The sequence below is a fragment of the Hymenobacter cellulosilyticus genome, assembly GCF_022919215.1.
Lineage (GTDB): Bacteria > Bacteroidota > Bacteroidia > Cytophagales > Hymenobacteraceae > Hymenobacter > Hymenobacter cellulosilyticus.
The window spans coordinates 4,958,237-4,976,165 of the sequence record NZ_CP095046.1 but is presented as its reverse complement, the minus strand read 5'-3'; the positions used below and the strand labels follow the sequence as shown (position 1 = coordinate 4,976,165).

The window sequence follows — 17,929 nt, the reverse complement described above, 5'->3', positions numbered from 1 at the left end:
GCAAGAGGGAATTAAGGATTGGCGGGCGGGGAAGGGCGGCGAAAAAACAAACGCCGGAACCGGCCAGCTAAGTATAGCAGCAGCACGATTACCAACCCGGCCATAATCAGCGGCAGGAACAGCCCCAGTACAGAACCGACAATGGCCAAAAAGTTTTCCAGGGTCGCCAGAATTGGGTTGCCGAAGCCGGCGGTAGTAGCCGTGGAGCCCGCCCGCAGCAGGGCCGTCCCACTCTGGACCATGCCGGCCGTGCCGCCGCCCACCAGTATGCCCAGGCCCCAGCGCACCATTGGGTCGAGGTGGGGTAGGGCCGAGGTCATGAGCAGGGTGCCGGCAATAAACGAGGCTGGCGTGGTAATGGTATCCAACAGGTTGTCAATGACTGGCACGTAATAAGCCAGCATTTCGGCCAGCGTGGCAGTAGCCAGCACCCCGAAAGCGGGCCAGGTACCCAACCACTCGAAGCCTGCCGACGGCGCCATGAAGCCCGTGAGGTAAGCCAGGTTGGCGGCCAACAGGGCACAAAGACTCGAAAGCCGCTGCAGGCTGCCAGCGCCAGGCCTAGTCCCCGGCTACCAAATAGTCTAGGTGTTCCATGTTCTTGCCATTTCAATGTTGCTACGCCCCATACGCGAAGCGCCGCCAAAAAAGCGCATTTTCCCGGTAACCGAGTAAGCAACGGCCTGTTGCGTAGCGTGCTGCCTTACTAGGAAGAGCGTTTAACAGCCGCCTTTTCACCTTTCCTATTGCCCAATACGTAGGAAACGACATCTGTTTCACCTTCATTGTCTTCGCCCATGAGTTCTTCACCTGCCCCTTCCTCCGGTGTGGCTACTGCATCCGCTGCTTCGTCTATGGTTGAGCAATTAGCGCAGCAACTAAGCTCGACGGTAACGGCCCAGGCCATCTACGGCACCCCGGTAGAGCGGGAGGGAGTCACGGTTATCCCGGTAGCTAAGGCCCGCTATGGCTTCGGTGGGGCGGGGGCGGCGGTGATGCCGAGGGCAAAGCCGGAGCTGGTTCCGGCGGCGGTGGTGGCGTTTTGCTTACCCCCGTGGGCTACATCGAAATCCGTGAGGGCCGCACCCAGTACCGGCGCATTCAGTCATCGGCTGTGCCATTGGTGGCTGTTAGCGGCCTGGTTGCCCTTCTCTTGCTGCGCAGCGTGCCCAAGCTGCTGAACAAACGCGGCTAACCCTAGCTGCCGGCGCTGTGCGTACCTTTGGGCAATGAGTACTTCTGCCCATCCTGAATTGAACGTCGAAAGCCTCGAAGTTCGCATCCGCCGCAAGCTGCAGCGCCAGCACTTTATGCACCTCATTGGTGCCGACCTCACCACCATTGAGCCCGGCCGGGTGATATTTGAGCTGCCGCTCGAACAGCGCCACCACCAAAACCTGGGTTTCGCCCACGGCGGTTTAGTAGCTACCATGGCTGATCTGGCCGCCGGCTTTGCCGCCGTGACACTGGTGCCCGACGGTACCGGCGTGGTCACGGCCGAACTGAAAACCACCTATCTGCGGCCCGGCATGGGCAATACGCTGCGGGCCATCGGCTGGGTGCTTAAGCCCGGCCGCCGCCTGCACTTCTGCGAAGCCGAGGTGTGGTGCGACGACGTGCTGATAGCTAAAGCGTCGGCAACTATGGCCGTCGTGGAGCCGCAGTAGGGCTAAAATTCTGCAGCCACCCTTTCACGAACTAAAGTTGCAGCTGGCTCTGCCCTTACCACGGAAGATTGAGAGTCAATTATTCGGTGAGTATCTGAAAGGAGTATGTCGCCAGTTCAATGGTCATTTGTAGGCAAATAGTCCCTCAGGCTTACAAAAGTAGGCTGTCTTACAAGTCTGGGTACATGTCAAAATCATTACTGCTTATCGTTTTGCTGTTGCTAGCTAGCTGCTCCCAGGACAAAGCAGTGCCAGACAACGTCATGCAGTCTGCTCAACGAATTCCGCTGCCTCCGCCCGACGATAGTCTACTGCTGGCGAACATTTATCAGCTTCAACAGCAAGTAGCAGTAGAGGGATTAGTGCCTATGCTCCATTCACTTGATTCCGTAGCCTGCCGGAGTGACGGGTACGTAACAGAAGCAGTAGATGAGGCAGCAGCCACTATCTGGCACCAGCAGTTTACGCTGCTGCTAAAGTATTTGCAGCAGCATCCTGAGTCCTGCCTGAGGGAGCGGGTCGTGTGGGGGACCAGCGCCCATATGTCTACCGCCGACAACCGGGCGCAAGCCCTGGCTACTTTCCGGGCCACGGCGCTAGATAGTGCGCGCCGGGCGGGACTTTCTAGCACCGAAATGGTGTTCTTGCAGAAGATTCTGGGCGAGGTCAATCCGGCCCGGCTCGACTAAATGGCCTTTGCGGCCCGCTTCCCTTTTTCTTTTCTATGCTTTCTGTTCGCACTCCCTCCGTTCGCGACTTTTTTGCTTTCGAACCTACCCAGGACCAGGCCACGCTGTTTTATAAGCTCGACGAGTTTCTGAAAGACGATTTGCCCGGCCGTAAGGTGTTCGTGCTCCGCGGCTACGCCGGTACGGGCAAAACCACCGTGGTCAGTGCCCTGGTGCAGTGGCTGCACCGCATGCAGCGCAAATACACCCTGATGGCGCCCACCGGCCGTGCCGCCAAGGTGATGAGCGCCTATTCGGGCGTAGGCGCCAGCACCATTCACAAGAAAATCTACCGCCAGACCTCCGGCACGCCCTCCCAGGGCCTCTCGTTTCAGCGCCAGCCCAACCGTACCACCGACACGCTCTACATCGTGGACGAAGCCTCGATGATTTCGGACGAGAAGTCGTTCGGCGAAAACGGCCTGCTCGACGATTTGATGGGCTTCGTGTTTGAAAAGCCCAGCAACAAGCTCCTCGTTATCGGCGACACGGCTCAGCTGCCACCAGTGGGCCAACTCCTCTCCCCAGCCCTCGACCCAGAGCTGCTGACTCACCGGTTTCGGGCCAAGGTGGACGGCGTGGAGCTGCGCCAGGTAATGCGCCAGGCCGAGGAATCGGGCATTCTGATGAACGCCACGGCCCTGCGCGAAGAGCTGCGTCAGGAAAATCCCAGTATCCAGTTCTTCACCAAGGGCTACCCCGATATTTTCCGCGTCGGTGGCGACAAGCTCGAAGACGGCTTGCGCTGGGCCTACAAGAACTTCGGTCACGAAAACACGACCATCATCTGCCGCTCCAACAAAAACGCCAACCTCTACAACCAGATGATTCGGCGCACCTTGTTTGATGCCGAGGAGGAAATCGAGGCCGGCGACTACCTGATGGTGGTGCGCAACAACTATTTCTGGCTGCCCAAAGACTCGGAAATGGGCTTTCTGGCCAACGGCGACTTCGTGCAGGTAACCAAAATCGTGCGGCGGCAGGATGAGTTCGGCTTCCGTTTTGCCGATGCCCGCGTGCGGTTCGTGGATTACCCCGACGAGGAGGAGCAGGAAGTAAAGCTGCTGCTCGATACGCTGCACACCGAAAGCCCGGCCCTGCCCGCCGACCGGAGCAATGAGCTCTATAAAGTCATTTCCGAGGATTACGCCCACCTCACTACCAAGAAGGACAAGAGCGCAGCTCTGCGCAAAGACCCGTACCTGAATGCCCTGCAGGTAAAATTTGCCTATGCCCTGACCTGTCACAAAGCCCAGGGTGGACAGTGGCAGGCCGTTTTTGTCGATCACGGCTTTCTGAAGGACGACATGGTCAACAGCGAGTTTGCCCGTTGGCTTTACACGGCCGTTACCCGGGCCTCCGACCGGCTTTTCCTGCTGAACTTCAACCAGAAGCTCGTGGGGACGCTCCGGTAGAAAAGGATTACTAGAAATTTGATAGCACATAAATGTGATTTACTATCACATATAGTGGGGATGTGTAGGGGTTGAGGCGGCTGTAGCTTGCCGTCGAATTCAACTCCTACACATTCTCAGCTATGAAAAGCCTAATTCTTGCCGCCCTGTGCGTGCTTCTGATGGTAACCGGGGCTTCGGCCCAGACCCGTGAAATTTACACGAGTCCCAAATTCAGTGCGTTGGCCAAAAGTCACAAGACCCTGGCCGTGTTGCCCTTTGCCGTGACCTTACAGCTGCGGCCTAATGAAGTTGCCAAAAACGGCGGGCCGGAAGGCGTAGCCAAGCTGGAGCAGCGTGAAGGGCTGGACGTGCAAAGTGCCCTGCAGTCGTATTTTCTCAAGCGCAAGGAGGAGAATGACATGACCGTGGATATTCAGGATCTGGCCCGTACCAATGCTTTGCTGGCCCAAAACGGGGTTACGGCTGCCAATGTGGCCCGGTTTACTCCCGAGCAGCTAGCCAAGTTTCTGGGCGTGGACGGCATCATTTCCGGCACATTCACCAGCACCCAGCCCATGTCGGCCGGCGCGGCGGTGGCCATGTCCATGCTGGTAGGCATGAGTGGTCCTACCAACACGGGCAAGCTGATGATTAACATCAACGACGGTGCTACCGGTGAGCTGCTCTGGAAGTACGACAAGTCCCTGTCGCGCGGCTTTGGCAGCGACACGAACACCATCGTGACGACTATTATGCGCAAAGCTTCCCGCCAATTTCCTTACTCCAAGGAGTTTAAGGGCTAGCGCTGCAGCCGTTAGTCCACCGGTTCCGGGGCTTCAGCGGAACCTCATGCAACACAGGTAGGTTGTGGGTGAAAATGACTTTATTGGCGGTGTGAAAATTGGCAGGATAGTTGGCCCACACCCCAAAATCCTTAAATTTGTTAACCTCAACTTACTAACGAAATCACCTCATGAAAAAAGCACTCATTCTGGCTTTGTCGCTTTCGCTGGCGGGCTTAGCCGCCCAGGCGCAGTCGGCCGCAGTGAAGCCCGCCAACGCGCAGGAGAAAGTAGTTGGCCCCCAGATTCAGTTTGACGAAGTGAAGTATGACTTCGGCTCCATCAAGCAGGGCGACGTGGTAGACCATACTTTCAAGTTCAAGAACGTAGGCACCCAGCCCCTGGTGATTTCCAATATCGGCGTAAGCTGCGGCTGCACCACCCCCGACTGGACCAAGGACCCCATCATGCCCGGCAAGAGCGGGATGATTTCGGCCAAGTTTAACAGCGCCGGCAAGATGGGCATGCAAAACAAAGTGCTGACCGTAGAGTCGAACTCGGCCGGTGGCAACGCCATGGTATCGCTGGTAGGCGAAGTAAAAGACGCTGCCTCCGCCAACGCCTCGCCCACAATGTCTGTCGAGTCGAAGGCAAACGGGGTGATGGACGAGAAAGACGCCAAGCAGAAATCGAAGATTGGCGACAGCAAGATCAAAGCCAAGCGTAAGTCATCGTAGTCCGGTTCTATTGAATATAAAAAAGGGCGTTCCGCAGCTGCGAAACGCCCTTTTTTATGTGGTATAGCAGCCAAATATGTGTCATTGCGAGGAAGCATGACGAAGCAATCCGTCCTCTACGAAGGTAGGCACTGTCCTTACCCAGAAAGTCCTTTACTACCGCAATAGTAAAGGGCTTTTCACTTCAGGACACTTGGCACATTTCAGAGGACGGATTGCTTCGTTCCTCGCAATGACAGGAAGAAAAGGCTATTTAATAAAAGGCTTTACCTGGGCGGGTAACTGGCTTGCTATACCTGCCGGGCGGCCAGGAGCAGACTGATCCAGCCGGCAATGAGAAGCAGGCCACCCAGCGGGGCAACGGCACCGAGCTTGGTAATGCCGGTAAAGCAAAGCGTGTAGAGCGAGCCGCTGAAGATGAGCACGCCGCCCAGCCATAGCCAGGCCGTAGTGCTCAACGTTTTTAGATCAGGACGGAAAGCCAGCAGGATGCCCACTGCCAACAAAGCCAGGGCGTGGTAGAACTGGTAGCGGACGGCGGTTTCAAACGTGTCGAAGCGGCCGGAAGCTTCCAGCATTTTGCGCAGACCGTGCGCCCCGAAGGCGCCGATGGCTACACCCAGGCCGCCCAGCAGGGCCGCTAGTTGAATAATAAGTCGAGCAGTCATTCTAGGAAAAGTTGTGTGAGGAGTGGGGTGCTACTGGGGTGGTTTTAGCTGTCCGGAAGGGTTCAACCAGTAATCCTGGGGAAATCAGCTGGCCTGACCGTAGTTGCGGGCACCAAAAATAGCGCTGCCCACCCGAATCAGCGTGCTATCTTCGGCCAAGGCTAGGCGGAAGTCGGAGCTCATGCCCATGGATATTTCCTTGAAGGCGGGCTGCTGGGCGAAGTAGCGGGCCTGCAGCTGCTCGAAGTAGCTGCGCAGCTCGCCAAATTCCCGGCGCAGCTGGGCCTCGTCGTCGGTATTGGTAGCCACGCCCATCACGCCTGCAATCTGCACGTGACGCATGGCCTGATAAGCTTCCGACTCCAGGATTTCCTCGGCCTCGGGCAGGGATAAGCCAAACTTGGTTTCCTCGGCGGCAATATGAAATTGCAGCAGGCACTGAATCACGCGGCCGTGCTTAGCGGCCTGCTTCTCGATTTCCTGGAGCAGCTTAAGGCTGTCGACGCTTTGAATGGTGTGCACGAAGGGAGCCACGTACTTCACCTTGTTGGTTTGCAAATGGCCGATAAGGTGCCACTCGATATCAGCGGGCAGCTCGGGCTGCTTGGCTACCAGCTCCTGCACCTTGTTTTCGCCAAACAGCCGGGCCCCAGCATCGTAGGCTTCCTGGAGCAGGGCTACAGGGTGAGTCTTGGTAACGGCCACCAGCCGGGCCTTGCTGCCCTGCAACTGTTGTTCGAAGTAGCGAAGATTATCGGCTATGGGCATTCTTTTTTAACGTGAAGGCTGGAGAGCAGCGGCTAATTGATGTAGTAACAGACCAAGCCGTACTAGCCACAAGTACAGAGCGGCTAGTCTTCCAGGGAGTTGGAGAGAAAAGTGTTTTTCAGGCCCAGCCAGAGCAGCCACAGGCCTACGCACCAGAACAGATAAATCCGGTAATAGTCTTTGGTGTTGCGGTAGCGGGTCTGCTTGATTTCCGACTTTTCGTACTGGTCGATGCGGCGGAACACGTTGCGCAGGGCGTTATTGTCGGAGGCGCGGAAAAACTGGCCTTCAGCGGCCTGGGCCAATTGCCGCATGGCTGTTTCGTCGAGGCGGGTTTCCACGTAGCGGGGCGGCCGGTTTCGTCCTGCCCGTAGGGCACGTAGCCATCCTTGCCCAGCCCGATGGTGTAGATTTTTACCCCAAAAGCATGAGCCAGTTGGGCAGCCGTGAGCGGGTCGAGGTTGCCGGCGGTGTTTTCGCCATCCGAAATCAGAATGCAGACCTTGGTGCGGCTGCGGGAGTCACGCAGGCGGTTGGTAGCCACGCCCAGGGCCGTGCCAATGGCCGTGCCGTCGTTGGCAATCATGCCCAGCTGAAGGCTCTGCAGGTTCTCCCGCAGCAGCTCGTAGTCGGTGGTAAGCGGAGCCATGGAATATGCGTCGCCGGCAAATACGACCAGCCCGATTCGGTCCCCGCTACGGCCGTCCACAAACTCCCGGGCCACGCGCTTGGCGGCCTCCAGGCGGTTGGGCCGCAGGTCCTGCAGCTCCATCGACGACGACACGTCTACCAGCAGCAGAATATCAATGCCCTGCCCGGTTTGCACCACTCGCTCGTCGGTGCGCTGGGGCCGGGCCAACGCCACGATGCCAAAAGCCAAGCTCAAACCTAGCACGATGTCGGGCAGAAACCGCAAGCTGGCGCTGTAGTCGCGGCGCAGCTGCCCGGCCACGAAGGCCACACCCAAGCGCGGCCGGCGCCGGTGTACCAGCAGCCAGCGGACCAGAAACAGCACCGGAATCAGCAGAATCAGCAGCAATAGGCGGGTTGCTGCCAGGTGTAGCTCGTGAACGTGGCATAGCGCAGTCCATCTACCGCGGGGGCCAGGAAGCGTTGCCAAAGCTGATTCATGCCGGAAAGGTACGGGAAAACAAGAGGACCGGCTACGCCCGCAGCTGGGCCGATACTAACTCGTAGCGCCGCTCGGCAAAGTCGCGCAGCAGCACGAAGGCCAGGTCGGTTTCAGCTTCTTCCTCGTTGAACTGGTTGCCGTAAATCACCCGGTCGGTGATGCGCAGGGCCGTATTTACGTCGTGGTCGTTTTCGTAATGCGCTACAATTTCTCTGGTGGTCAGGCTGTTAATCGTGTTGTCTTCGAGGCCGGTGAGGTAGTTTTTCCAGAGTGTAATGGCCCGCTCCATGTTGGTCAGGGAGCGGGAAAGGGTAAACCGCTCGATGTGGCGGGCATATTGAGCCAGGAAATAGACGTGGTTTTTGCGCAACCGGTAACGCTGGTAGCGCAGGCGCAGCGTGCGACGAAACCCCACAAAGAAGCTGCCCAGCACCAGGGCCAGCACACCGGTACCCGCCAGCCAGTAAGGGTAGTTGAACCGCGTGGGCACGGGCAGCAGGGTGGTATTCTGCTGCAGGACCGGGGCTTCACCGCCGGCTGCCGCGGCTGTGCGCAGCAGCCGGACCACGGCGCTGGTGCTGGCCACCGTTACCGTGTCGCGGCCGCGCAGAATAGTGACCGGCAAACCCAGGCTCTGCACCGAATCCAGGGCGAAAGTGCGCAAGTGGTAGACGGTCCGGTCGATGCTTTGGCCGCGTAGGGTGCGGGTGGGGTAAAAGCTCTTGCCCACGTATTCAAACGGTTTGAACTCGGCCGTAGAGTCGGGGAAAATAACTTCCAGCTCCGGGGAGTGAGCGTAGCTTAGCTCGTAGTCGATGATTTCGCCCACGCGGGTGCTGGGCCGCATAAAGCGGCTGCGAGGCGGGTCGGCCCCGGTAGTGGAGGCCGCCGTGGGCTGGCTTAGCAAAACGGCCGCCACCCCCAGAATATAAGCTGCAAAGCGGCGCATATCAGGCCCGGCCACCCCGTTGATTACGCCGTCGGAACAGCCGTACCAGCTGGGGCACGAAGTCGACGTCGGTGGCAATGGACAAGTACTCGGTGCGGTGGCGGCGGCAGATCTGCCCGATTTGTTCTCGGTTCTGCTCGTAGGTAGCCCGGTACCTTTTTCGGAAAGCTTCCGCCGACGTATTGACCCACACGGTGCGGCCCGTTTCCTGGTCGAGGAGGGGTACGATGCCCAGGGGCGGAAATTCCTGCTCCCGCTTGTCGAGCAGCTGCACCACCACCAGGTCGTGCTTGCGGGCCAGCATGGTCAGTTCCCGCTCGTAGTTAGTGTCAATAAAATCGGAAATCAGCAGGATAATGCTGCGGCGCTTAAGCAAACCCAGGGCCTGCTTGATGCCGCTGCCCACGGCCGTCTGCCGGGAGCGGGGCTCCAGTTCAAACAGCCGCTTAATCAGGGAATAGGCGTGACGAATTCCTTTGCCGGGAGCCAGATATAGCTCTTTCTGGTCTGAAAAGGCCATAATGCCAAGCTGGGCATCCTGGCGGGCGGCGGCCAAGGCCAGAATGCCGCAGATTTCGCGGCCTACGTCCAGCTTGCGCCGCCCTTCGGCCCCACCTGCTGGGAGGCGCTGACGTCGAGCAAAAGCAGAACCGACTGTTCCCGTTCTTCCTTATAGGTTTTGACGAAGGTGCCGTGGCCTTTGCTCGACACGGCCCAGTCGATGGCTCGCACCTCGTCGCCGTACTGGTAAAGGCGCACGTCGTCGAATTCCAGGCCGGTGCCTTTAAAAACGGAATGAAAATCGCCCTGCAGCTGAGCATCCGCCGCCTTCAGGATGCGTATTTCCATCTGCCGAAGCTTCCGGACAAGTTGTTGGAATGGAGTGGCGGCCGGTGAATTCATTTCAGCTAAACTACGGGTTCCTCCTAACTTTGCACACGTGAAAAAGCTACCTGTCTGCCTGGTCCTGATTCTGAGCGTGTTGCTGACCTGTTGTCAGCGGCCCGAAGAGCCTATGCCACCTTCGTCCCTGCTGCCCAAGGAGAAAATGGTGCAACTGCTCGTCGAGCTGCACCTGAACGAGAGTCGGGTGGAAGCGGCACACCTGCGCGCCGACTCGTCCCAGGCCCTGTTCAACCAACTGCAGAAAGACATGCTGTGGCGCCACGAAGTGTCGGATTCGGTCTTTTGGCAGAGTTACCGCTATTATGCGGTGCACAACAAAGACCTCGACGAGCTCTACGGCATCGTACTCGACAGCCTGGCCGCCCGCAAATATGAGCTCGGGGTACGTTAAGGCTGCTTACGCCAGGCGGCTGCCATTGGGCACCGGGGCGGCCAGCGTGGCCAGCACAATGTGGCCCTCGGCGTCGGGGCACCGGTAACGAGCACCTCCGAGCGGAATGGCCCGATTTGCTTGGTCGGAAAGTTGACCACGCAGAGCACCTGGCGGCCCACCAGTCCGGCGGGGGTATAGTGTTGGGTAATTTGGGCGCTGGAGCGTTTCTGGCCGATTTCGGGTCCCAAATCAATCAAGAGCTGATAGGCGGGCTTGCGGGCCTCAGGAAATTCGCGGGCCTCCAGAATCGTGCCCACCCGCAGGTCGACGCGCTCAAAATCGGCCCAGGTAATGGTCGTAGCAGAGTTCATGGCCGCAACTTAGCAAACCCGAAGCTAAGGTTTGGAGGCAAACTGCTCCAGCAAAGCCAGGCGCTGCTGCACCTGGGTTTCCCAATAGGTCTGCTTGGCAGCATTTAAGCCGTGGTTGGTTTCCCGGTCGTAGTTGAATTCCTCGCGCTTCCAGGCCGAGAAAGCCGCGTTAGTAAGGTTCTTAAACGCCGGGTTCAGGTGCTCACAGTCAAGCTTGATGATGCTGATTTTCTGGCGCAGCATCCGGGCGTGCAGCTCCGTGATGTTGAAGTGCAGCTGCTCATGACGCAGCAGCTCCGGCGTGGCCTTCTTCTTGTCGCGCGCCCACGACTCGCTAGGCATAAACACCGCCCGGACCTCCGACGAGAATACGTAGTCCTTACAGCCCACCTGCACGTCAATGTTGGCTGCCGTCAGGGCCGCCATCTGGTCGGCGGGCAGGGGCTTGCCCTGAAAGTCGTCCCAGGTCAGCGGCCGGCTTGCCGACCACGGAATAAGCACGGGCGCAGGCGGGGCAGCAGGTTTAGCCGCCGGACCTTGCTTGGGCCCTGGGGAAGTAGCAAAAACGACAGTATAAAAGAGAGAAAAGGCATTCACTACAACGAAAAAGTGCAATTAAACAATCTCAGGCCTACGAGTTGGCAAGAAAACTACTTTTGTCGCATTTCAATTCCGTAGGCCGGAAATTATCCGCCTTTTTCACCATGTCTTAGTGGATAGCTGCCGGTACTGGAGTAGGAATTACTAGAGAAGCGCTGTGTTGACGGAAGCGCCACAGCAGCAGAATTGCTACCAGCGACAGGCCCGTGAGCAAGCCAAACCACACCCCGGTAGCCCCCAGGTTCAGATGAAATCCCAGCCAGTAGCCCAGGGCAGGGCCACGGCCCAATACGCCAGCAGGGCCACAATAGACGGTATTTTCACGTCTTCCAAACCGCGCAAGGCCCCAGACCCACTACCTGCATCCCGTCGGAAATCTGGAACAGGGCCGCAATGAGCAGCAGGGTAGTGGCCTGGGCTACTACCTCGGCCGGCTGGTTGTACAAATGCGGAATCAGGTCGCGGCCCAGAATGAGCAGCAGGGCCATGACGCTCATAAACAGGAAGGTAATCAGGTAAGCCGCAAAGCCCGCCTGCCGGGCGTTCTGCGCATCGCCGAGTCCCCGGAAATTACCAACGCGAATCGTGGCAGCGGCCCCGATGCCGCTGGCGGCCATGTAGGTTACGGAGGCAATGTTGATGGCAATCTGGTGGGCGGCCAATGATGTCGCGCCGAGCCAGCCTATCATGATGGCCGAGAAGCTGAAGGCACCCATTTCGAACATCATCTGCACGCCAATAGGGGCTCCCAAGCCCACCAGCCGCCGAATGGTTGGCCCGTGGGGCTGCAGCCAGTGCGTGGCGGCCCGGTAAGGGGCCAAGCGCTTGGCTCGCAGAACATAGGCGCCCATAAACACGGCCATGAGCACGCGGGCGACGAGTGTGGCCCAGGCCGCGCCCATCATGCCCAGCTTCGGAGCCCCGAAGTGGCCGAAGATCAGCATGTAGCACAGCAGCGCATTCACCAGATTGGCTACCAACGAGAGGACCATCGACTGCAACGTGAGGCCCAGGCCCTCGGCGTACTGCTTGAAGCCCTGAAAAATCATCAGGGGCAGAAACGAAATGAACAGGACCCGCACCCAGGGCGCAGCCAGGGCCACTACTTCGGCTGGCTGGTCAAGGTATTTCAACAGTGGGGCCACGCCAAAGCCCAAGCCGGCGAGCAGCAGGCCGGCTATGGTGCTGAGCCAGACGCCGCTGGTGAGCAAGCGGCCCAGCGCCGTGACGTCGCGCTGGCCATTGGCGGCGGCCACCATCGGGGTAATGGCAAAGGTGAGGCCCGTACCCAGAATCATGATTACGGTGCTCACGCTAATGCCCAGCGACACGGCCGCCAGGGGAACCTTGCCGGTAGTACCGACCATCATACTGTCGCACACGCCCACGGCAATGTGGCCCAACTGGCTGAGCACTACCGGAAAAGCCAGCAGGAGAGTAGGAATGATGTGCGGACGAATCTGGGCGAGTGACATAAAGCAGGGCAAAACGAGGCGCAAAGGTACAACAACGCCCCGCCCGGCTGGCGGCCATGAAGAATTAGGCCCTAAGGCCCCAGCAGTACTGCCTGCATGCGCCGCAGCGCCTCCCGCAGCAAGGGCTCCGGCACGGCATACGACAGGCGGAAAAAACCCGGCGCATCACAGCTGGCCCCATCTACCACCTCCACGCCTCCCATCCGCAACTGCTCGGTTAGCGCCGCCGAAGCGGCAGTGGGCAGCAAGCCGGGTTGCAGAAAGGCCCGGAAATCGGGGAAGGTGTAGTAAGTACCCGAGGGAAGCGGCGGCTGAGGCAGAGGTAGCGCGGCCAGCCACTGCCGCATGATTTCCCGGTTGGCCTGCAAGCCTGCGCACAGTTGCTGGCTAATTTCGTCAGCCTGCTCAGTGGCCGCCTGCGCCGCCGCCTGCGACAAAGCCGCCACTGCCGCGCTAGTGCTAAACTGCCAAGCCTTGGCAGCTTCCAGCAGCGGCGCCGGAGCTACCAGGTAACCCACGCTCCAGCCAATCAACGCCAAAGACTTCGAATAGCCGCTGACTACCACGTGCTGCTGGTGCGGGTCGGGCAGCGCCAGCAGGGAGGTCACCGGCTCGGGGCCGAAGTTAATGCCGTCGTAAATCTCGTCGGACACGACCAGGAGCCGGGGCCACTGCCGGGTAATCTGCAGCAGGGCTTCCCACTCCGCGCGGCTGTACACGCGGCCGGTAGGATTGTTGGGGTTGCTCAGCAGCAGAATCCGAGTTTGCTCAGTGAGGGCCGCCTGCAGCTGCTCGGGTTGCCAGGCGTAGTCGGTGGCCGGGTCGAGCGGCAGGGTGCGCAGCGTGCCGCCAGCCTTTTCCACCAGCCCCGGAAGCCAAACCAGTTGGGCGTCGGCAGCAGCACTTCGTCCCGGGCTGCAGGGCGGCTTTAAACAAGGCAAACAGCGCCGGCTTGGCCCCAGGAGTCACGAGTACCTGCTCGGGTGCTACCGTCGCGCCCTGCTGCTGGTAGCGTGCTGCAATGGCTGCCCGCAGGCCGGCTTGCCCTTCGATGGGGCTGAGGGGTAGTTCGGCCAGCAAAAGAGCCGCGGCCTGCGTTACGGCCGCGGCGGGTGGGGCAAAGTTGCCGTAGCCCGAGGCCAGGCTTATTATTTCCGGGAATGTCTGCATGCCCAAAGCTAGCCGCCGCGCGGTTATTTCAAATCAGAACCACCGCAACTTACGCCCGGGGCGCCAATACCACATCGGCGAAATAGTCGTGCTCGTCGGTAAAGAAATGCTGCACCTGCAGGCCCGCGTCGGAAGCCAGTTGCTCGATGAGGCGGCGGGTAAACTTGTAGGAATTTTCGGTGTGAATAACCTCCCAGGCCTCGAAATCAACGCTTTGCCCCAGCGCCCCAACTGCACCTGCTGCTGCCGGGTACTGACCAGAAACGAGCGAATGGCCCCGCTCAGCGGGTCGTAGTCGGTGTAGTGCTGCCAGTGAGCCAGGTCAAAGTCGGCGTCCAGTTCCCGGTTCAGGCGGGTGAGCAGGTTCAGGTTGAAGGCCGCCGTTACGCCCTGGGAGTCGTCATAGGCAGCCCGAATCTGGCGCGGGTCTTTCTGCAGGTCGAAACCGATAAGCAGCCGGTCGTTGGCCGACAGAGGCCGGGTCAGCTCGTGCAGAAAGCTGTGGCGGTCGGCGGGTAGAAAGTTGCCAATATTGGAGCCCAGAAACAGCACGGCCTTACGCCCCGGCCGCGCGGCCATCAGCGTGAGGGCCGTGGCGTAGTCTGACACCTGGGGCTCGACCTGCAGGGCCGGCAGCTCCTGCTGCAGACTACTGACCAGCCCATCGAGGGCCGCGGCGGAAATATCCACCGGTACGTAGGTGAAGCTGGCGCCGGTTTCGAGCAGGTGACGCAGCAAGATCTTGGTTTTGAGCCCGTCGCCGGCTCCCAGCTCCAGCAGAAAGAACGGCTCGGCCGGGTCGGCGGGGCGCAGGGCCTGCCCAATGGCCACCTGGTGGGCCGTCAGCAGCCCGAACTCGGTGCGGGTGGGATAGTACTCGGGCAGAGCCATAATCTGCTGGAACAGCTCACTGCCCGCGTCGTCGTAAAAGTACATCGACGACAGGGTTTTGGGGAAGCGGCTCAGGCCTTCGGCCACGTGGCGGGCCAAATCGGAGGAAGCAACGGGGAAAGGGTAGGGGCGGAAGACGCGGACATGCGGAAAGGGGAGTGAGAGAGAAGAGCAGGCTAAGAGCTTAGCGTGCCAGGCGGATGCCGGTAAACTGCCAGCGCTTGTCGGCGTGGAAGAAGTTGCGGTAGGTAAGGCGGATGTGGCTTTCGGGCGTGGCGCAGGAGCCCCCGCGCAGCACCAGCTGGTTGAGCATAAACTTGCCGTTGTACTCGCCCAGCGCCCCCGGGCCCGCTCGTAGCCCGGATACGGATGGTAGGCCGAATAGGTCCATTCCCAGGCGTCGCCGAGCAGCTGGTGGCACTGGTCGGGGTCGGCATCGGCCGGCAGGGGCTGGGGGTCAAAGCTGCGGCTTTCCAGGAAGGTGCCAGCAGCGGCCTCGGGCCGGAAGCGGCGGGCGGCTACTTCCCATTCCTGCTCGGTGGGCAGGCGGGCTCCCTGCCAGTGGGCGTAGGCATCGGCCTCGTAAAAGCTGACGTGGGTAACCGGGGCGTTCAACTCGAGGGGGCGCAGGCCGTGGTGGGTAAACCGGAACCACCCCTCGGGTCGCTGCACCCAGTAGAGCGGGGCTTGCCACTGCTGTTGCTGCACCAGCTCCCAGCCTTCGCCCAGCCAGTAGCGAAAATCAGCGTAGCCCCCGGCCTGGATAAACTCCAAGTATTCACCGTTGGTCACCAGGCGGTTTTGCAGGACAAAGTCGGGTACTAGGACCTCGTGGGCGGCCTGCTCATTGTCGAAGCAAAAGCCCGGGCCTTCGTAGCCGATACGGTACACCCCGCCGGGAATGGGCAGCCAGCGGGCGGCTGGCAGGGGCGCGGCCGTCGGCTCCGGCGCGTCGGTGGCCGCGGGCAGGTAGGCCGGCGCCAGCGGACTGGTGCTCAAGATGTACTTGATGTCGGTTACCAGCAGCTCCTGATGCTGCTGCTCGTGCTGCAACCCCAGCTCCATGACCTCGGCAAAGGCGGCCGGCAGCTCGTGGCCGGCCTGCAGCAGCTCGGCCATGCAAGCGTCTACGTGGGCCCGGTAGGCGTACACCTCGTGCAGGGCCGGGCGCGACAAAGTGCCCCGGTCAGCCCGATTTACGCGGCTGCCCAACGAGTTGTAGTAGGAGTTGAACAGAAAGGCGTAGTCGGGGTGAAAAACCTGGTAGCCGGGCTGGTACTGGCTCAGCAGAAACGTTTCAAAAAACCAGGTGGTGTGGGCCAGGTGCCATTTCGGCGGGCTCACGTCGATGACGGGCTGCACCACCGTGTCTTCCGGCAGCAGGGGCCGGCAGAGGGCCTCCGTCTGGTGCCGGACGGCGCGGAAGCGGGCCAGAAACGTATCGGTGCCCAGGGCAGCGGCCGGGGAAGGAAGCAAAGAGGAGGTTGTCATACGGGAGAACTGAGGGCGGAAAGGTAACCGGAAACCAGGAAATGGGTTTTGGCTAAACCCAACTAAGCTTGGGACTTATACGTTGCTGGCTTAGGCTAAAGCCAGGTAAGTAGTTCAGTTATAAGCTCAAGTGGGTACTTATCGCGAAGCTTAACTAGTAAGTACGCAGAGCTCATCGGTAGTAGTTGGTATTTTGGCGTTTAGAGGTGGTATTTGGGGCAAGATGACTATCCTTGTTACAGTCCCCCGTTAGAAGGGGCAAGTCACTCATCCGTTCTTCCAAACCCTACAAAGCTATGAATACGAACAACTCAGCCCGCGGCAACTCGTCGCAGCAAGGCGGCCGTCAAGCTGCCCGCAGCACCACTAGCAAAACTACACCAGCCGGCAAGAGCCTTCGTGGCTTTGCCGCCATGGATCCGGCCGAACAGCGCCGCATCGCCAGCGAGGGCGGTAAAGCCTCGCATGAAAGTGGCCGCGGCCACCGTTTTACTTCAGAGGAAGCCCGTGAAGCTGGCCGTAAGGGGGCCAAGCTAGTCGCGGACGGAGCAACCAGGGCGGTGCCACCCGATAGTTTCCTTCTGAAGTATCGACGACTTTAATCCGTCGTCTTTAAGCCGACAAGCCCCCGTGTTCTACACGGGGGCTTGTTCTTTTTCCAGCAATTTGAGTTGGGCCCAAGCAAAAGCGGGGAGTTTGCTGTTTCTTCCCCGTTATTAGCCTCCGTTTGCTTTTATGCTCCAGCTTTCCTACTCCCGGCGCGTGCTGCGTTTCAACTTTCCCGCCCGCACTTCCCGCGGCGCCCTGACCGAGCACCACGCCTACTACCTGCGCCTTACCGACTCGGCCCAGCCCGGCCGCGTGGGTGTGGGCGAAGCCGCCCCGTTGGCCGGCCTCAGCCCCGACTACGGCCCCGAAACCGAAGCCCAAATAGCTGAGTTTTGCCGGATGTTCAACGCGCAGCACTTAGCCGAAATCAGTCCTGAGGCAGCGCTGCAGATGGTGGGGCCCGAGTTGCCGGCTCTGCGCTTTGCTCTGGAAACCGCCGTGCTCGACTGGCAGCAGGGCGGGCATCGGCAGCTCTACGACACGGCTTTCAGCCAGGGGCAAGCCGGTATTCCCATCAATGGACTGGTCTGGATGGGCGACGCGGCCTTTATGCGGGAGCAAATTCAAAAAAAGCTGGCCGACGGCTACTCCTGCCTCAAGCTCAAAATCGGGGCATCGACTTTGCTACCGAGTTGCGGCTGCTGGCCGAAATCCGGGCCGTGGCCCCGGCCAGTCAGCTCACCCTGCGCGTAGACGCCAACGGGGCTTTCGGGCCAGATGAGGCCCTGGGCAAGCTCGAGCAGCTGGCCCGGTTTGAACTGCACTCCATCGAACAACCTATCCGGGCGGGCCAATGGGACGCCATGGCCGCCGTATGTCGGGCCTCACCTATTCCGGTGGCCCTGGACGAGGAGCTCATTGGCGTGATGGATGCTGGGCAACAGGAAGCGCTGCTCGACCATATCCGGCCCGCTTATATCATTCTCAAGCCCACGCTGCTGGGTGGCCTGGCCGCTTCCCGCCACTGGATAGATCTGGCCCAGGCCCGCGGCATTGCCTGGTGGCTTACTTCGGCTCTGGAATCCAATGTGGGACTGAACGCCATCAGCCAGTTTGCCGCCCGGTTTGCCCCGCCCGAATTTCCCCAGGGCCTCGGTACCGGCCAGCTGTATACCAACAATATAGCCGCGCCCCTGACCATTCAGCGCGGCCACCTGTACTACGAACCCGGCGGCTTCTGGGGCAGCTTGGAATAACCATACCGGTGGGCATACG

Annotated in this window: 24 protein-coding genes; 10 read left to right on the top strand and 14 right to left on the bottom strand. The window is 60.0% G+C overall.

Features of this window, described 5'->3' with window-relative positions; genetic code table 11:
- Positions 1 to 11: 11 nt before the first annotated feature.
- Complete coding sequence (locus MUN79_RS24415; RefSeq protein WP_244675115.1) at positions 12 to 482, bottom strand: DUF4126 domain-containing protein; 471 nt, start codon at positions 480 to 482, stop codon at positions 12 to 14.
- Between the two features lie 572 nt (positions 483 to 1,054).
- Here MUN79_RS24415 and MUN79_RS24410 point away from each other — a divergent pair.
- The 6 genes from MUN79_RS24410 (at position 1,055) to MUN79_RS24385 (ending at position 5,311) form a co-directional block, all read left to right on the top strand.
- Positions 1,055 to 1,195 carry a hypothetical protein gene (locus tag MUN79_RS24410; RefSeq protein ID WP_244675114.1) on the top strand — a complete coding sequence of 47 codons (141 nt, stop codon included), beginning with the start codon at positions 1,055 to 1,057 and terminating at the stop codon, positions 1,193 to 1,195.
- Between the two features lie 34 nt (positions 1,196 to 1,229).
- Positions 1,230 to 1,667, top strand: a complete 438-nt coding sequence (locus MUN79_RS24405) for a PaaI family thioesterase (protein WP_244675113.1) — start codon at positions 1,230 to 1,232, stop codon at positions 1,665 to 1,667.
- A 368-nt stretch (positions 1,668 to 2,035) separates the two neighbouring features.
- Positions 2,036 to 2,356 carry a hypothetical protein gene (locus MUN79_RS24400; protein ID WP_244675112.1) on the top strand — a complete coding sequence of 107 codons (321 nt, stop codon included), beginning with the start codon at positions 2,036 to 2,038 and terminating at the stop codon, positions 2,354 to 2,356.
- Between the two features lie 35 nt (positions 2,357 to 2,391).
- Positions 2,392 to 3,810 carry an ATP-dependent DNA helicase gene (locus tag MUN79_RS24395; protein ID WP_244675111.1) on the top strand — a complete coding sequence of 473 codons (1,419 nt, stop codon included), beginning with the start codon at positions 2,392 to 2,394 and terminating at the stop codon, positions 3,808 to 3,810.
- 122 nt (positions 3,811 to 3,932) lie between these two features.
- Positions 3,933 to 4,595, top strand: a complete 663-nt coding sequence (locus MUN79_RS24390; protein ID WP_244675110.1) for a DUF4136 domain-containing protein — start codon at positions 3,933 to 3,935, stop codon at positions 4,593 to 4,595.
- A gap of 170 nt (positions 4,596 to 4,765) precedes the next feature.
- Positions 4,766 to 5,311 carry a DUF1573 domain-containing protein gene (locus MUN79_RS24385; protein ID WP_244675109.1) on the top strand — a complete coding sequence of 182 codons (546 nt, stop codon included), beginning with the start codon at positions 4,766 to 4,768 and terminating at the stop codon, positions 5,309 to 5,311.
- A 290-nt stretch (positions 5,312 to 5,601) separates the two neighbouring features.
- On the opposite strand, the gene MUN79_RS24380 is transcribed toward MUN79_RS24385, so the two are convergent.
- The 6 genes from MUN79_RS24380 to MUN79_RS31440 form a co-directional block, all read right to left on the bottom strand.
- Positions 5,602 to 5,979 (bottom strand): DUF423 domain-containing protein, encoded by a 378-nt coding sequence (locus tag MUN79_RS24380; RefSeq protein ID WP_244675108.1) that lies wholly within the window; start codon positions 5,977 to 5,979, stop codon positions 5,602 to 5,604.
- Positions 5,980 to 6,063: 84 nt separating this feature from the next.
- Entirely contained in the window at positions 6,064 to 6,747 is a 684-nt protein-coding gene (locus MUN79_RS24375) for a YggS family pyridoxal phosphate-dependent enzyme (protein WP_244675107.1), read from the bottom strand.
- A 145-nt stretch (positions 6,748 to 6,892) separates the two neighbouring features.
- Positions 6,893 to 7,786, bottom strand: coding sequence for a VWA domain-containing protein (locus MUN79_RS24370; RefSeq protein WP_244675106.1), 894 nt, complete (start codon positions 7,784 to 7,786; stop codon positions 6,893 to 6,895).
- Positions 7,787 to 7,910: 124 nt separating this feature from the next.
- The gene (locus tag MUN79_RS24365; RefSeq protein WP_244675105.1) at positions 7,911 to 8,828 is read right to left on the bottom strand and encodes a hypothetical protein; all 918 of its coding nucleotides are present in this window, start codon (positions 8,826 to 8,828) and stop codon (positions 7,911 to 7,913) included.
- A 1-nt stretch (position 8,829) separates the two neighbouring features.
- Positions 8,830 to 9,384 carry a DUF58 domain-containing protein gene (locus MUN79_RS31445; protein WP_445991686.1) on the bottom strand — a complete coding sequence of 185 codons (555 nt, stop codon included), beginning with the start codon at positions 9,382 to 9,384 and terminating at the stop codon, positions 8,830 to 8,832.
- 26 nt (positions 9,385 to 9,410) lie between these two features.
- Positions 9,411 to 9,677, bottom strand: coding sequence for a DUF58 domain-containing protein (locus MUN79_RS31440; protein ID WP_311136583.1), 267 nt, complete (start codon positions 9,675 to 9,677; stop codon positions 9,411 to 9,413).
- Between the two features lie 91 nt (positions 9,678 to 9,768).
- On the opposite strand from MUN79_RS31440, the gene MUN79_RS24355 reads away from it, so the two are divergent.
- Positions 9,769 to 10,125, top strand: coding sequence for a DUF4296 domain-containing protein (locus tag MUN79_RS24355; RefSeq protein WP_244675104.1), 357 nt, complete (start codon positions 9,769 to 9,771; stop codon positions 10,123 to 10,125).
- On the opposite strand, the gene MUN79_RS24350 is transcribed toward MUN79_RS24355, so the two are convergent.
- From MUN79_RS24350 to egtB, 7 genes are all read right to left on the bottom strand, one after another.
- Positions 10,122 to 10,478 (bottom strand): tRNA-binding protein, encoded by a 357-nt coding sequence (locus MUN79_RS24350; RefSeq protein ID WP_311136582.1) that lies wholly within the window; start codon positions 10,476 to 10,478, stop codon positions 10,122 to 10,124. The two genes, MUN79_RS24355 and MUN79_RS24350, sit on opposite strands and share 4 nt — an antisense overlap.
- 24 nt (positions 10,479 to 10,502) lie before the next feature.
- Positions 10,503 to 10,979, bottom strand: coding sequence for a DUF922 domain-containing protein (locus MUN79_RS24345; protein ID WP_244675103.1), 477 nt, complete (start codon positions 10,977 to 10,979; stop codon positions 10,503 to 10,505).
- Between the two features lie 208 nt (positions 10,980 to 11,187).
- Positions 11,188 to 11,367 carry a hypothetical protein gene (locus tag MUN79_RS24340; RefSeq protein WP_244675102.1) on the bottom strand — a complete coding sequence of 60 codons (180 nt, stop codon included), beginning with the start codon at positions 11,365 to 11,367 and terminating at the stop codon, positions 11,188 to 11,190.
- 31 nt (positions 11,368 to 11,398) lie between these two features.
- Positions 11,399 to 12,553 carry an MATE family efflux transporter gene (locus tag MUN79_RS24335; RefSeq protein ID WP_244675101.1) on the bottom strand — a complete coding sequence of 385 codons (1,155 nt, stop codon included), beginning with the start codon at positions 12,551 to 12,553 and terminating at the stop codon, positions 11,399 to 11,401.
- A gap of 71 nt (positions 12,554 to 12,624) precedes the next feature.
- Positions 12,625 to 13,416, bottom strand: a complete 792-nt coding sequence (locus tag MUN79_RS24330; protein ID WP_244675100.1) for a pyridoxal phosphate-dependent aminotransferase — start codon at positions 13,414 to 13,416, stop codon at positions 12,625 to 12,627.
- Positions 13,322 to 13,723 (bottom strand): hypothetical protein, encoded by a 402-nt coding sequence (locus tag MUN79_RS24325; protein ID WP_244675099.1) that lies wholly within the window; start codon positions 13,721 to 13,723, stop codon positions 13,322 to 13,324. The genes MUN79_RS24330 and MUN79_RS24325 overlap by 95 nt, the downstream gene beginning before the upstream one ends.
- Before the next feature lie 33 nt (positions 13,724 to 13,756).
- A complete protein-coding gene (gene egtB, locus MUN79_RS32305; RefSeq protein WP_445991685.1) occupies positions 13,757 to 16,105 on the bottom strand; it encodes an ergothioneine biosynthesis protein EgtB in 2,349 nt (782 codons plus the stop codon).
- Between the two features lie 296 nt (positions 16,106 to 16,401).
- Here egtB and MUN79_RS24310 point away from each other — a divergent pair, with 296 nt between their 5' ends.
- From MUN79_RS24310 to MUN79_RS31430, 3 genes are all read left to right on the top strand, one after another.
- Positions 16,402 to 16,707 (top strand): KGG domain-containing protein, encoded by a 306-nt coding sequence (locus MUN79_RS24310; protein ID WP_244675098.1) that lies wholly within the window; start codon positions 16,402 to 16,404, stop codon positions 16,705 to 16,707.
- A 160-nt stretch (positions 16,708 to 16,867) separates the two neighbouring features.
- Positions 16,868 to 17,407 (top strand): hypothetical protein, encoded by a 540-nt coding sequence (locus MUN79_RS31435; RefSeq protein WP_311136581.1) that lies wholly within the window; start codon positions 16,868 to 16,870, stop codon positions 17,405 to 17,407.
- A complete protein-coding gene (locus MUN79_RS31430; protein ID WP_311136580.1) occupies positions 17,347 to 17,910 on the top strand; it encodes an enolase C-terminal domain-like protein in 564 nt (187 codons plus the stop codon). The genes MUN79_RS31435 and MUN79_RS31430 overlap by 61 nt, the downstream gene beginning before the upstream one ends.
- Positions 17,911 to 17,929: the final 19 nt, after the last annotated feature.